Origin of the sequence: Pedobacter sp. AW31-3R, assembly GCF_052180285.1 — a bacterium.
Lineage (GTDB): Bacteria > Bacteroidota > Bacteroidia > Sphingobacteriales > Sphingobacteriaceae > Pedobacter.
The window spans coordinates 1,016,693-1,031,070 of record NZ_CP197475.1; the positions used below are offsets into that span (position 1 = coordinate 1,016,693).

General features: G+C 42.0%; 11 protein-coding genes. 5 read left to right on the forward strand and 6 right to left on the reverse strand.

Going from position 1 to position 14,378, the window contains the following annotated elements; genetic code table 11:
* Positions 1–39: 39 nt before the first annotated feature.
* Positions 40–1,026 (reverse strand): helix-turn-helix transcriptional regulator, encoded by a 987-nt coding sequence (locus ACSBL2_RS04265; protein WP_442590425.1) that lies wholly within the window; start codon positions 1,024–1,026, stop codon positions 40–42.
* 76 nt (positions 1,027–1,102) lie between these two features.
* Between ACSBL2_RS04265 and ACSBL2_RS04270 the strand changes: the two genes are divergently transcribed.
* Positions 1,103–4,153 (forward strand): SusC/RagA family TonB-linked outer membrane protein, encoded by a 3,051-nt coding sequence (locus ACSBL2_RS04270; RefSeq protein WP_442590426.1) that lies wholly within the window; start codon positions 1,103–1,105, stop codon positions 4,151–4,153.
* 163 nt (positions 4,154–4,316) lie between these two features.
* Complete coding sequence (locus ACSBL2_RS04275; RefSeq protein ID WP_442590427.1) at positions 4,317–5,840, forward strand: SusD/RagB family nutrient-binding outer membrane lipoprotein; 1,524 nt, start codon at positions 4,317–4,319, stop codon at positions 5,838–5,840.
* Between the two features lie 103 nt (positions 5,841–5,943).
* On the opposite strand, the gene cmk is transcribed toward ACSBL2_RS04275, so the two are convergent.
* On the reverse strand, positions 5,944–6,624 hold the full coding sequence (cmk, locus tag ACSBL2_RS04280; RefSeq protein WP_442590428.1) for a (d)CMP kinase: 681 nt from the start codon (positions 6,622–6,624) through the stop codon (positions 5,944–5,946).
* 28 nt (positions 6,625–6,652) lie between these two features.
* Between cmk and ACSBL2_RS04285 the strand changes: the two genes are divergently transcribed.
* The gene (locus tag ACSBL2_RS04285; protein ID WP_442590429.1) at positions 6,653–7,066 is read left to right on the forward strand and encodes a peptide chain release factor-like protein; all 414 of its coding nucleotides are present in this window, start codon (positions 6,653–6,655) and stop codon (positions 7,064–7,066) included.
* A gap of 24 nt (positions 7,067–7,090) precedes the next feature.
* Here the strand turns inward: ACSBL2_RS04285 and ACSBL2_RS04290 are convergent, their stop codons facing one another.
* Both ACSBL2_RS04290 and lon read right to left on the reverse strand, forming a co-directional pair.
* On the reverse strand, positions 7,091–8,044 hold the full coding sequence (locus ACSBL2_RS04290) for a lipid A deacylase LpxR family protein (protein ID WP_442590430.1): 954 nt from the start codon (positions 8,042–8,044) through the stop codon (positions 7,091–7,093).
* Positions 8,045–8,131: 87 nt separating this feature from the next.
* The gene (lon, locus tag ACSBL2_RS04295) at positions 8,132–10,603 is read right to left on the reverse strand and encodes an endopeptidase La (RefSeq protein WP_442590431.1); all 2,472 of its coding nucleotides are present in this window, start codon (positions 10,601–10,603) and stop codon (positions 8,132–8,134) included.
* A 273-nt stretch (positions 10,604–10,876) separates the two neighbouring features.
* Between lon and ACSBL2_RS04300 the strand changes: the two genes are divergently transcribed.
* Positions 10,877–11,503, forward strand: a complete 627-nt coding sequence (locus ACSBL2_RS04300; RefSeq protein ID WP_442590432.1) for a tetratricopeptide repeat protein — start codon at positions 10,877–10,879, stop codon at positions 11,501–11,503.
* 94 nt (positions 11,504–11,597) lie between these two features.
* On the opposite strand, the gene ACSBL2_RS04305 is transcribed toward ACSBL2_RS04300, so the two are convergent.
* The gene (locus ACSBL2_RS04305; protein WP_442590433.1) at positions 11,598–12,128 is read right to left on the reverse strand and encodes a hypothetical protein; all 531 of its coding nucleotides are present in this window, start codon (positions 12,126–12,128) and stop codon (positions 11,598–11,600) included.
* A 126-nt stretch (positions 12,129–12,254) separates the two neighbouring features.
* Positions 12,255–13,775, reverse strand: a complete 1,521-nt coding sequence (gene gpmI, locus ACSBL2_RS04310; RefSeq protein WP_442590434.1) for a 2,3-bisphosphoglycerate-independent phosphoglycerate mutase — start codon at positions 13,773–13,775, stop codon at positions 12,255–12,257.
* A gap of 189 nt (positions 13,776–13,964) precedes the next feature.
* On the opposite strand from gpmI, the gene ACSBL2_RS04315 reads away from it, so the two are divergent.
* Positions 13,965–14,360, forward strand: coding sequence for a DUF4783 domain-containing protein (locus ACSBL2_RS04315; protein ID WP_442590435.1), 396 nt, complete (start codon positions 13,965–13,967; stop codon positions 14,358–14,360).
* Positions 14,361–14,378 lie beyond the last annotated feature (18 nt).

Sequence of the window (14,378 nt, forward strand, 5' to 3'; positions counted from 1 at the left end):
GGAATATTCTAAAATCAATAGCCCTTCATCCCGATTTATTTAGCTCTCCAGGAAAAAGAAATTCTCTGAAAACAGCAGAAAAACTTCAGGATCAGCAAAAAGGACTAACATCTTGATTTTAGTAGGCAGATAGCCAAAATACTTTTTGAAGGCACTGGTAAAATGGGTTGCATGTTTATAGCCCATCTTAAGCGACACTTCCGCCACCTTTGCTTCTCCTTCCAGCAGCATCGCCTTTGCCTTCTCCATCTTATGCTGGATCAGGTAGCCGTAAACTGTAGTACCGAATGCAGCCTTAAAGTGCTTTTTAAGGTTAAACTCATTCGTGCCTACCATATGTGCCAGTGTTCTCAGGGGCAATTGGCTATCCATATTACTCAGCAGGATTTCCCTTACCTGGTACATCCGTTCCAGCGCATCCCGTTTAAGCTGGTTAACCAGGCTGTTTCTTTGTGAGAATTTTAACTGCGAGATCTGGAGCATAAGTAATTCTATCACTTTAGATTCCATAAAAAGCCTTTCACAGAAACCGGTGTGCGGAGAATTATCTATGCTGTTCAAAATTGCACTGATTTCCGGTGTCAGATGCATATTTTGTCCTGCAAACACACCAGGTAATCCGTTTTCAAGGGCTGAATGGAAATCAGTATAAGCCGGATGTTCAGGAGGTAAATACCGGAACAGGAAAGACGGGCTAAACGTAATGTATATCACTTCATTCTGTTCCTCTTCAGAAAACTTTGGGTTAAGCTTTTCCGGGTAGAGCAGAATCATGTTATGTTGCTGACTGGGAATGGTAGAAAACGGTTTTTTGTCTCCTTCATGCGAAAAACTAACATTTCCCTTTAGGGTAAATACCATCTGAAATAGGGGAAGATTAGAATCCTCATACAGCGTATGGGATGCTTTTTTGGAATGAAATGCGTTACATCCTCTTGAATAACAGAATGTTATTTGTTTGTTGAAGTTGAAAATGTTTTCCTGAAATTCTCCTTTTACCGTTATTTCTTCTCCTTTTAACGTCATACACTGCTTATATCTTTGCCACGAAAGTAAGATTATTAAGACTACTTCTAAATTAAATCAGTAAAATAATACCCATATGAACAAAAAACTTACAATTATTTTATTATTGCTATTCATTAACACCATTGCCTTTGCCCAGAGGGGGGCGATGAAAGGCAGGGTGATGGACCAAAGCGGAACGACATTACCGGGAGCTACGGTGATGAAAAAAGATACGAGGGAAGTTGTTTCAACCAACAGTGACGGAAGTTTCGCTATCGGAGCGAAAACAGGAGATGTCTTAATCATCTCTTTTACAGGTTATGAGCCCGTAGAAATTACAGTTGACGGCAATGCAAAGATCCTGAATGTATTTCTTGAATCATCTGTTAAACAGTTATCCGAAGTTGTGGTCACCGGTGCACTGGGAATTAAACGCCAGGCCAGGGAGCTGGGAACTTCAGCACAGGTGGTTTCTTCTGAAAACCTGAACCAGGGTAAAACAGTTAATCCGCTGTTCGGTTTAACCAGTAAGGTTGCCGGATTAAGGATCAACATGAATGATGCCACCACGGGTAAAACTGAAGGGCTGGTTCAGATCCGTTTAAGGGGTTCACGCTCTTTTAATGATGCGAAGAACAATCCTATATATGTAGTAGATGGTGTACCTGTACCTGATATCGGCAGGTTAAATCCCAATGACATTGAAAGTATTACCGTCTTAAAGGGGGCAAATGCTGCCGCTTTGTATGGTTCTGAAGGGGTAAACGGTGCTTTAATGGTAACGACTAAAAAAGGAAGCAGCGGCAGGGGAGTAGTGCGGTTCTCTAATACGACTACCTTCTCTAATGTTTACCTGCTGCCGCCGGCCCAAACCCGTTTTGGCCAGGGGCAGAATGGTATATACTCGGCAACACAGTATGAATCATGGGGACCTGAATTTGACGGTACCACAAAAGATTTGGGACTTCCTTTACCAGATGGCACACAGCCAACGGCATTGTATGCTGCTCCGTCCAAAGATAACCGCCTGGATATGTTTGACACGGGCGTAACCTTGCAAAATGATGTTTCATTTTCCGGTGGTGATGATAAATCGACCTATTTTCTGTCAGCACAACAGGTAAATATCCAGGGCGTTATTCCTGGTGATAAAAGTGCTAGGACTGGTGTGAGGTTTAACGGTTCCAGAAAATTCGGAAAGCTGAATACGTCTTATAACTTCAACTATGTATACAATAAAAGAAATACTACACCTGACGGGCCCTGGTACAATACCTATAACCAGCCAGCCAACCTTGACCTGACTAGTTTAAGAAACTGGGAAGACCCAAATTCTGCAGCCCATCCGCTGAATTATTATACTGACGCAACAGCTGCCAAAAATCCATTCTTTTTGATGGATAACAACAGAAACATGTCTGAGCAGCAAACATTCAATGGGAAAGTGGAACTGGACTATGCCTTTACTTCATGGTTCAGTGCTTTATACCGTGTAGGTTTATTCAGTACCACTGATGAAACACGGACAACAACCAATAAACTGGCCTCTACTTCTGGAAACAGAAATGTCAATGGTTCATTAACTGATGGCAGCAATAATTTCAGGAGACTGAACAATGACCTGATCCTGAACTTTAACAAGAAGTTCGGAAAGTTCAGCACACGTTTGATCCTCGGACAGAATATGCGTCTGGATGATACCAAAACAGTTAACGTTTCCAGTTCAAATCTATTATTACCTGATCTGTTCAATCCGGGAACAAGGACGGGAGAGCTTGGCGGTGGTGCTTCGATTATTAAATACAGATCATTGGGTACTTACGGAGAGTTTACCGCAGGCTATAACAACTATCTCTTCCTGACTTTTACGGGGCGTAATGACCATGTTTCTGTCCTGAGTAAAGAAAACAGGTCGTATTTTTATCCTGGAGTAAGTACTTCATTTGTATTCAGTGAAGCGATTAAAGGATTAAAAGACAACAAAATCCTTTCCTACGGAAAGATCTTCGCTTCCTATAATAAAACAGGAAACGTAACGCTTGATCCCTATACCTTAAATAATGCTTACAGCCAGATCAATGGTTTCCCATATGGTTCACTGGTAGGTTTTACACCCAGCCTGATTAATCCGAATGCCAATATTGAACCTGAATTTGTGAAGTCCTATGAAGCGGGTGTTCAGCTGAGCTTTTTCAACAACCGTTTAAACTTTGAAGGTGCGTATGTTTATTCAGATTCTGACGGACAGATTTTTGAGGCGCTGACTTCAAGTGCTACAGGGTATAACAACTCAATTGTAAATTCAGGAAGGTTAACCAATTCTATTATCGAATTAAGCCTGAATGGTGACATTATCCGCAAAAAGGATTTCCGTTGGAATGTTGGCGCGAACTTTACCTACATCAATAACAAGGTGAAAACATTGTTCAACAATCTTGACGAATTCAGGATGTTCAGACAAGCGTATGCAGTGCTTGGACAGTCTTATCCCTTGTTAAGGGTGAGTGATTATGCAAGAGACCCCCAGGGAAGGGTGATTGTCAACTCAGCAGGGAATACCACTACTGTGGCAGACAGAACGGATCTTGGAACAATGGTTCCACCTTACCAAATGGGATTGAGTACCCTGTTCGAATACAAAGGGATCAGTATCGGTGCACAGTTTGACTCCCGTTTGGGCGGATGGTTATATTCTGAAGTGGTACCCAGAATGTATACCGCAGGTACACACCCGGCAACAGTGGAATACAACCGTCAGCCTTTTATCTTCCCGAATTCAGTGATCAATACCGGCACGGCTGAAAATCCAGTATATGTTGAAAATACAACTGTGCTCTCTAAAGGCGACAGGGCTTTCTGGGCAGCCCAGGGTACTGTACAGCGCAATACTGCTGCCAAATCCGACTTCTTTAAATTAAGGGAACTGAACATCAGTTATTCTTTACCTCAGTCTTTGTTAAAAGGACAAAAGGTAATCCGTCAGGCGACCATAGGTTTCGTAGGAACAAACCTGTTCATCATCAGGCATAAAGATAATACCTATGGAGATCCTGAATCGCTATACAACCAGACGGATGGTTACCTGAGTTTCAGACAGATTCCACCTTCAAGGACGTATGGTTTTAATATCAATGTAACGTTCTAACAGATTTTTCAGTAGCCCATAAGGCAGCCTGAAAAGTTTATTGGACAAAATAAAGACTTAAAAGACAAATCATATACAGATGAATCGATCATACGTCTACCGCTTACAAATAGTAATGAGAATGCTTATGATCGCTTCATCACCTTTAAAAAAATATAAGCTGATGAAAAATTCTATAAAAATATTCGCACTGGCAGCCGGAATGTTCACGCTGGCCTCCTGCGAGAAATTTCTGGATGTTAATGATAACCCGAATTCACCGGTAAGTGAAAACCTGGCCTTAAGTGTTAAACTTCCGGGCGCATTAATGAGTACGGTAAGTCAGGAAACAAAACTCATCAATCCCCTGACTTCTTTATGGTCAGGTTACTGGGGGACCACCAGCGAGGCAACTGCGCAGTTTACCAATGAAAAAACATACAATGGTGTGGGTATCCGTGGTACACGTGACGGAATCCAGATCTGGGAGGGAAGTTACAATACCTTACTTTATTATCAATTGATAAAGGTACAGGCACAACAGGAAGGTTCCCTGTTTTACAGTGGTATTGCAAAGATTATGCAGGGAAGGCATTTTATACAACTGGTAGATCTGTATAACAATGTACCTTTTGACGAAGCTCTGCAGGGTACACAATACATCTCTCCAAGATATGAAAACGGTAAAACGGTTTATGAGAAATCGATTAACATGATCACCGAAGGGATCAATGAGATCAAAGCAGCCGGAGCAGCCGATGCGCCGGGTACTGCTGATATTATTTTTGCAGGAAATAAGGTACAATGGGCTAAATTTGGAAATACCCTGAAATTAAGGGCACTGATCCACCAGAGTGAAGTGAATGGCAATGAAGCGTATATCAGTGCGGAAATCCAGAAGATCACACAGGAAGGAAGCGGCTTTTTAGGCGTAAATGAAAATGCTTATGCCAATCCGGGTTACCTGAACACTACTGGTAAGATGAACCCATATTGGGAAACTTATTACCGTAATATTGGCGGACAGACAACGAGTCATATCAGCCTTCGTCCCACAGTATACATCCTGGATAAATACAAGTCTTACAACGATCCGAGAATGGCGAAAATCTATGTGAATGTAGGTACGGAATATAAAGGCGTCCTTTTTGGTAATCCAATTGTTGAGGACCAGTACAACGCAGTGAATACATCTGCCTTCAGAGGTCCGTCAGAGAATGGTAACCAGCCGGCAGGTTTATTCAAAAGCTTTAATCAGCCTTCAGTATTGCTAAGCTCATTTGAGAGTCTGTTCTTACAGGCAGAGGCGGCACATCTTGGATGGATCACAGGAACGGCAAAAACATTTTATGATCAGGCCATTGCCGAATCATTTAAATATATTGGACTTACTCCGGAACAGGCGACTACTTATGCAGCACAGGCAGGTGTAAACCTGACCGGGTCAAGCAATGTGTCTGAATCGATCATTACCCAAAAATGGCTTTCACTAAACAGCATCAGTGGTTTAGAAGCATGGAATGATTACAGAAGGACAGGTTATCCTGCCATACCAAATTCATTGCTTGCCCCTGTTCCTACAGCAAGACCATTGCGGTTAATGTATCCAGAATCTGAACGTCAGACCAATGGTGCTGAAACAGATCAACAAGGGAATGATGAAGTGACTGTGGGATTGATCTGGTGGGACAATAACGGCGCCCAATAATGATAATTTAATCACCTCTCGATACCAATACTTTTGAAACAGACAAAGGGTAGTCCTCATCGGACTACCCTTTGTCTGTTTTCAGTTAGGGTGCAGCGATGGCTTAAGCAGGAACATGTGCATTCACCTTGTCCAATGCAAAGGCCAGCTGTTCTTCCGGGGTAATATCTGTATTGTCCAATATAATCGCATCTTCCGCACGGACCAAAGGACTTTCCACACGTGTGGTATCGGCATAATCGCGGTGTGCAAGGTTTTCAAATACCTCTTCGAGGGAAGTGCTGGTATCTCCCTTGCTCTGTAGCTCTTTAAACCTGCGTTCTGCCCTCACTTTGGGATCGGCAGTCATGAAAAACTTTACGGTGGCATCCGGGAATACTGTGGTACCGATATCGCGGCCATCCATGACTATATTTTTTGATTTTCCCATGCGTTGCTGTTGTTTTACCATTTCAGTACGTACAAACTTATGTGCTGAAACCTCGCTCACATTTTGGGAAACGGGCATTTGCCTGATTTCTTCAGATACTTCTTCTCCATTAAGGGTAATATGCGACTCATAATCCCGTGAATGAAAGTTTAATTCGATGTGTTGTAATCCATCTTTTACAGCCATCGGATCGGTCATGTCAATATGGTGGCGGATGAAATATAACGTCACTGCCCTGTACATTGCCCCGCTGTCAATATAGATGAAGCCTAAAGTCTTTGCGAGTGCTTTTGCTAATGTGCTCTTGCCACATGATGAATATCCATCTATAGCGACAACCAGATTTTTTCTCATATGCGGGCAAAGTTACTATTTTTGTTGCATGATACCTGATAAAGAAGATTTACTGAAAAGCGTTTTATTTAAAACCTCAAGAAGCGGGGGAAAGGGTGGCCAAAATGTGAATAAGGTATCCAGTAAAGTGGAATTGATCCTGAATATCGCAGGTTCCGGCATCTTTACCGCTGAAGAAATCGCCCTTTTAACCACCAGGTTGGCCCATCGGATTGACCTGGAGGGGAACCTGCATATCGTTTCCCAGGAAGACCGCAGTCAACTGGCGAACAAGGAACGTACAGTAGAAAAGCTGATCGCCCTGTTGAAATCCTCTTTACATGTGGATAAAATCAGGAAGCCGACCAAAACACCGCGTTCCGTCATCCTGAAACGAAAGAGTGATAAACAATCACTCTCTGTCAAAAAAGAAAGCAGGAAGAAACCCCGGTTCCACGATTAACCGGTTTGAGGCCGGTTTTGCCGCTTAATTGAACCGGTAAGCCATACTGATGGAGCCATACTGATGGGCCCTGGCTGTGCTTTTCAGTTCTTTGGTCTTGAAGATCATTCCAAAGTCTACCGTAAAACGTTGTGAACTGTAATTGACACCCAGTTGCTGGGCAAATACCAATGGTTTCTGGTCAAATGTGACAGGGCTGTTGTGTTTAAACATGCTGCCCTGAATCGTCGCATCATAGGCCACCACATTTAATTGTGGTTTTGCATAAAAATAGAATTCTCTTTTTACCAGTGCTGTTGTTTTTGCATGGTTGCCTATCACCGCATTGGTATAGGAGGAATTAAACAATTGATTCAGGCTTCCTGTTCTGAACAATACCCCGGCACCGGCCCCGCTAAAGGTTGTTCCCAGGTTCGCATAGCCCTCCAGTGACAATTCCACCTGGTTATCGGCAACACGGGCCAGCAGTCTGGTGTATTGTGCGGCAAGGTTAAGCGCAAGTTCATTTTTTATCTGGTAATCCCATCCCTGGATTTCATAGAAGCCAAAGGTATCATGCAACACCCGCTGCCCGTCTTCTGCCAGTGAATTGGGTCCGGTAGTACCTATCTGGACACTTGTTTTAAGTATACTTTCATTGCTGTAAAACCAGTTCATTGCACCTTCAGCGTACAGGTATCCTGCGAACGGACGGTCTTGTGTCGCCGGATCAGGTGCATCACCGGAATAAGGGTTGAACATTTTCTGTCCCACCACAATTTCATAAGTTTTCTTTTCCAGTCCTTCTTTCAGCTTTTGCTGGTCTGCCGCATGCCGGAAATTGATAAACAGGCCATTCGTATAATAACGGTCAGATCCCTGGCCAAGGTAGGAATCATTGTCACTTCTGAAACCAAACTCATTCTTAAAGGTCTGTGCATTTACCAGGGAAACCAGGAACAACAGGGGAACAAAAAAAAGAGACCTTGCATTTATCATTTTATATGTATTTAAGCGGATTATGGTATTAAAAAAGCCCCGGAAAACCGGAGCTCTAAATATATTATTAAAAAAACTGCTGTGCAATTAGTTTGCTGCAGCTTTGATCTTGATTGATAAATCCTGGGGATTTTTAACTTTATCTTTTGTCAGTGCCAGCTCAACCACTTCCTGCATATCAGTTACGTAATGGAAATTCATATCCTTGATATAACTTTCCTTGATCTCAAGAATATCCTTACGGTTAGACTTGCATAAAATGATATCCTTGATATTTGCCCTTTTGGCTGCCAGGATCTTCTCTTTAATCCCACCCACAGGAAGCACTTTTCCACGAAGTGTGATTTCGCCTGTCATCGCCAGGTTAGATTTCACTTTACGCTGGGTAAATGCTGAAGTAAGTGCTGTTAACATGGTAATTCCAGCTGATGGGCCGTCTTTTGGTGTTGCACCGGCAGGAACGTGAACATGGATATCCCATAAATCGAATAATTCATTCGCTATACCGAACAAGGCAGCATGTGCACGAAGGTAGGCAAGGGCAATGATTGCCGATTCTTTCATCACATCACCAAGGTTACCGGTCAGGGTGAGTTTACCTTTACCCGGGCTTAAGCTGGCTTCGATAAATAAGATATCACCTCCTACCTGGGTCCAGGCAAGACCGGTGACTACACCAGCTACCTCATTTCCTTCGTAAAGATCTTTATCATAGATCGGCGCACCCAGGATACGTTCTACATCCTCAAGGTTTAAAGCCGGATCATAGCTTTCTTCCATGGCTATTTTAGTGGCCACACCACGAACCAGTGAGCCAATTTTCTTCTCCAGTCCGCGTACTCCCGATTCACGGGTATAATCTTCAATTACCTTTTCAATCAGGTTGGTTTTCAATACAATATCCTTTGTCTTGATCCCATGAACTTCCTTTTGTTTAGGTAAAAGGTACTTTTTGGCGATTTCTATTTTTTCCTCGATGGTGTAACCATTCACTTCGATAATCTCCATACGGTCGAGCAATGCCGGCTGAATGGTGCTTAAAGAATTGGCTGTAGCAATAAACAACACATTGGAAAGGTCATAATCTGTCTCCACATAATGGTCATTGAATGCATTATTCTGCTCCGGATCCAATACTTCCAGTAAAGCAGAAGAAGGGTCTCCCCTGAAATCTGAACCTACTTTATCAATTTCATCCAGTACAAAAACCGGGTTTGCGGCACCAGCTTTCTTGATGGACTGGATAATCCGTCCCGGCATAGCGCCGATATAGGTCTTTCTATGGCCGCGAATTTCTGCCTCATCCCTGATGCCTCCCAAAGCCATACGCACATATTTACGGTTTAAAGCTTTGGCAATAGACTTACCCAATGAGGTTTTTCCTACTCCCGGAGGGCCTACAAGGCAGATAATAGGCGCTTTCATATCACGTTTCAGCTTCAATACTGCTAAATATTCAATGATACGCTGTTTCACCTTTTCCAGTCCAAAGTGATCCTTGTCCAATACTCTCTGGGCACGTTTCAGATCGAAATTATCCTTTGTGAAATCATTCCAGGGAAGGTCAAGCAGCAGTTCCAGATAGTTGATCTGCACCGAATAATCTGGCGCAGCAGGGTTCATCCTGCCTAATTTTTCCAGTTCCTTATGAAAGAATTCCTTTACCTGTACCGACCATTTTTTCTTTTTTGCACGGGTTTCCAGTGCTTCATATTCCATGTCTGACGAGTTACCGCCAAGTTCTTCCTGGATGGTTTTGAGTTGCTGGTTAAGAAAATAATCCCGCTGCTGTTTATCCAGGTCCACTCTTACTTTAGATTGGATCTGGTTTTTTAATTCCAGCATCTGAAGTTCCAGGGTCAACAGTTCCATCACCATCATGGCCCTTTCGCGAAGATTATCCATTTCCAGCATTTTCTGCTTGTCAAGTACATCTGCATTCATATTAGAAGAGATGAAATTGATCAGAAAAGAGGTACTTTCAATATTTTTCAGGGCCAGTCCTGCTTCGCTTGGAATGTTAGGGGAGAGCTGGATAATCTGTGAAGACATTTCCCTTATCGAGGCAACCAGTGCTTTGAATTCCTTGTCGCTTTTATGTTTGGCTTCATTGAATTTGGTAATCGTCACTTTGATATAAGGCTCTGACTGTACTTCTTCCAGCAGGCGGAAACGTTGTTTACCCTGTATAATTACCGTGGTATTGCCATCCGGCATCTGCAGCATTTTGATAATATGGGCCACAGTACCTACTTTATTCAGCTGGTCGAATGTCGGGTCTTCAATAGAAACATCTGTTTGAGAGACTACCCCTATAATTTTATCACCTTTATAGGCTTCTTTTATTAATTTGATCGATTTATCCCTTCCTACCGTAATAGGAATAACAACGCCAGGGAAAAGCACCGTGTTCCTCAATGGAAGAATAGCTAAAACTTCTGGGGTTTCTTCATTATTCATTTCATCCTCATCTTGTTGTGACATCAGTGGAAAAAACTCAGTATCTTCATTTATGATGGGTAATGCATTGCCAAAATCGAATTGATCTTTTATACTCATTAAATAGGGCCTTTCTAAGATAAAAAAACGACAATGTGACAGTCTGCCGTTTATAAAATAATAATTATATATATGCAAGCGTATTTTCAACTCTTGTGCCAAACCGCAAATATGGGAATTTGACTGTTAAAAAGGCAGGAATATAAATATTCTTTACCTCATGTATCATATTTCAATTGAATAAACGTTACCATTGAATATCTTTAAATTGTATATAAAATACTGGCAAATACCTTTCATTTTATATCTTTATTCTTTATTAAAAAAAAATTGATGAACTACATTAAAAAGACGCTTGTCCTATTACTGGTTATTTCTGCTCATACTGGCTTTGCACAAAGTGGAAGTTATGATAAACTGGGTATGCAGGCCATGATGAAGGGCGATTATAAAGGTGCTGTTGTGCAACTGGAAAAGGCAGATGCCAAAACGCCCAATAGTCCTAATGTACTTAAAATGCTGGGTTATTCTTATTTTCAATGCGGCGATTTCGAAAATTCCATAGAAACATACAGTCGTCTGATTGTCCTGAAACCGGCGGATTATTCTGCTTACTACTACAGGGGAAAAGCAAGGCAAAATGTAGCCAACGACCCTAAGGAGTCCTTAAATCAGATGCGTGAGAACTTTTATCTTTCCTCCATTAAAGATTTCAGCAAAGCGATAGAAATTAATGGGGAAGAGGATACGCAGCTTCTTCAGAACCGTGGTTTGGCTTATAAGGATTATGCTATTTATAAATCTTATAAGATTAAGAAAAAAGCAGATAAAGAAGCTTGTGTAGCCTTATTTAACAATTCAATCGCTGATTTTCAGAAGGTATTGACCGTACAACCCCTGCGCAAAGACATTATTTCGCTGATCGATTATGTGAAAGCACAGATTTCAAGCCTGAGATAAAAATATAAAACCATAAAAAAAGCCGCAGGATCACATTCTACGGCTTTTTTTATGGTCATTTGCGGGCAAACAGGCGGCCCTGATCAGCGAATCATTAGAATTTACCGGTAATCCGGTATTTTTTCTCATTCAGGAGTTTGATGCGCTGCGTTTTCCTGATTTCATATAAACTGTCCGGATAATAGGAGAGGGTATCATTTGAACTGTATAATAAATTACTGTTGCGGATTAAAATCCGGATCTGTTTCACATGGCCATTGCTGTGCTGAATCAACAGCGACTGTACAGGAACTTTTTCATTGTCGGAGGTATAAAGATCCTGATTATTTGTTCTTGTCACTTTGAAGACGCCCTGCCAGGCTGATTTGTTGATATCTGCATCAGAGAAAGCAGACAGCTCTTTATTCCAGTCTGCGATCGTCACTTTTTTGCTTTCTGCAGTTTGGTTGACCATGACGGCTTTGGAGACCGATGGATGTTTTTCATTTAAACGGCTGGCTTCTTTAGAGATGTAACCCTTTAAATCAAAATAATGTCGCGCTGTCTGATGATCTGCTGGAGCATCTTTCGATTGGCAAGCCAGCAAAAATAAAGGCAGCGATAACAATAAGGTGTTTTTCTTCATCAGTAATGCATTGTTTTATGGGCTAAGAAGCCGTATAGGGGATATGGAAAAGCATTTACTGTGCTTTCCATAGAAAGAAACAGCAAATGCTTTTATATTGTTGGGCAGGATTCCCCTCGTATGATATTATACCAGGTAGTTACCTGTCATGATTGCTGGTTTTTCAATGCCCATTAACTTCAGGATTGTCGGTGCAACATCACCCAGTTTTCCATCTGCAATGGCCGTATAGTCTGTACCTACCAGGATACATGGAACCAGGTTCGTGGTATGTGCAGTATTTACAGAACCATCACCGTTCACCATAAATTCTGAATTGCCGTGATCTGCAAGAATGATAAAGGCATAACCATTTTCCAGTCCTTTGGTCACTACAGCTTCTGCACAGCGGTCTGCTGTCTCTACAGCTTTAACTACGGCATCAAAAACACCGGTATGACCCACCATATCAGGATTGGCAAAGTTCAGGCAGATAAAGTCTGCCCAACCCGATTCCAGTTCTTTGGTAATGGCATCGGTGATTCCCTGTGCACTCATCTCAGGTTGCAGGTCATATGTTGCCACTTTAGGGGAAGGTACCATGATTCTTTTTTCATTGGTAAATTCCTGTTCTCTTCCGCCGGAAAAGAAGAAGGTAACGTGTGGATATTTCTCCGTTTCTGCAATACGGATCTGGTTTTTGCTGTTTCTCTCTAAAATTTCTCCCAGGGTTTCTGTAAGGTCATCTTTAGTGAAAATCACATTCACCTTTTCAAAGTTCTCATCATAGGTGGTCATCGTTACATAATATAACGGCAACTTGTGCATTCCGAAATCCGGATAATCATTTTGGGTAAGTGCTGCAGTGATTTCGCGTCCGCGGTCTGTCCTGTAATTGAAACAGATCACCACATCATCCGGCTGGATAGTGGCTACAGGCTGACCATCAGTACCGGTTACCACAACAGGTTTCAGGAATTCATCGGTAATGCCCTCAGCATATGACCTTTCGATAGCGGCAACAGGATCAGGTGTATGTTCTCCGATGCCATTTGTCATGACATCATAAGCTTGTTTTACACGTTCCCAACGGGAATCCCTGTCCATCGCATAATAACGGCCAACCAGGCTGGCAATTTTACCGGTAGAAGATTTCAGGTGCTGATCCAGGTCTTTGATGAATCCTAATCCTGAATTGGGATCGGTATCCCTGCCATCCAGAAAGGCATGTACGAATACATCCTTTAGTCCCTGCTCATTTGCCGCATCACATAAACCTTTCAGGTGATTGATATGGGCATGCACACCACCATCAGATACCAGTCCGATGAAATGGACTGCTTTATTGTTTGTCTTCGCATAGTCAAATGCATCAACCAGTGTTTTGTTGCTTTTAATTGATCCGTCACTGATCGCTTTATTGATGCGTCCCAATTCCTGGTAAACCACTCTTCCTGCACCCAGGTTCATGTGGCCAACTTCAGAATTTCCCATTTGTCCTGCCGGAAGGCCTACGGCCTCGCCAGATGCTTCAAGCTTTGAATTTGGATACTTTTGAAGTAAGGAATCAAAAAATGGAGTGTTTGCTGCATAAGCAGCGTCAGAACTGTCTTGTTTTCCGTATCCCCATCCATCAAGAATGAGGAGCATAACTTTTTTATTGTTCATCAGGATACTAAATTGATTTTCGTTGTTTTAATTCTGTATTTCGCTTCGCTGCTGTATCTCTGTTGTTGTGAGGTACGTCCGTTCCACCTAACAAATATAAGTGTATTGAACTTTTATCCCGAATCTATTTAATCTTTATGATCTGGAAATGGCATAATTTGTGTGAGAAATATTTATTAACTTTAAAATATGATTAGACCCTTACTACCGGCACTGATTTTATTTACCCAGTTGATCTATACATTGGCCTTCCAGGGGGATATTGTTGAGCATTTATCGACATTATTCAAGTCTGCCAACTCCAAAGAAATCAGTAAAAATTTTGCTCCCTCCGTAGAGATCACGGTAAATGATACAGAAGACGTATATCCTAAAGGGCAGGCCGAGCAGATCCTGAGGGATTTTTTTACAAAAAATTCACCTACCGGTTCTGCTGTGGTACACCTGATCAATACCAATCCAAATTACCGTTTCGGCGTTCTCGCACTGGCTACAAAAAGTGGCAAATTCAGGGTGGCGATCACCTTAAAAAAGTCAGCTAATGCATTTTTTATCACCGAATTGAGGATTGAACCTGATAAATAATACCGTTGTTTTCTTTAA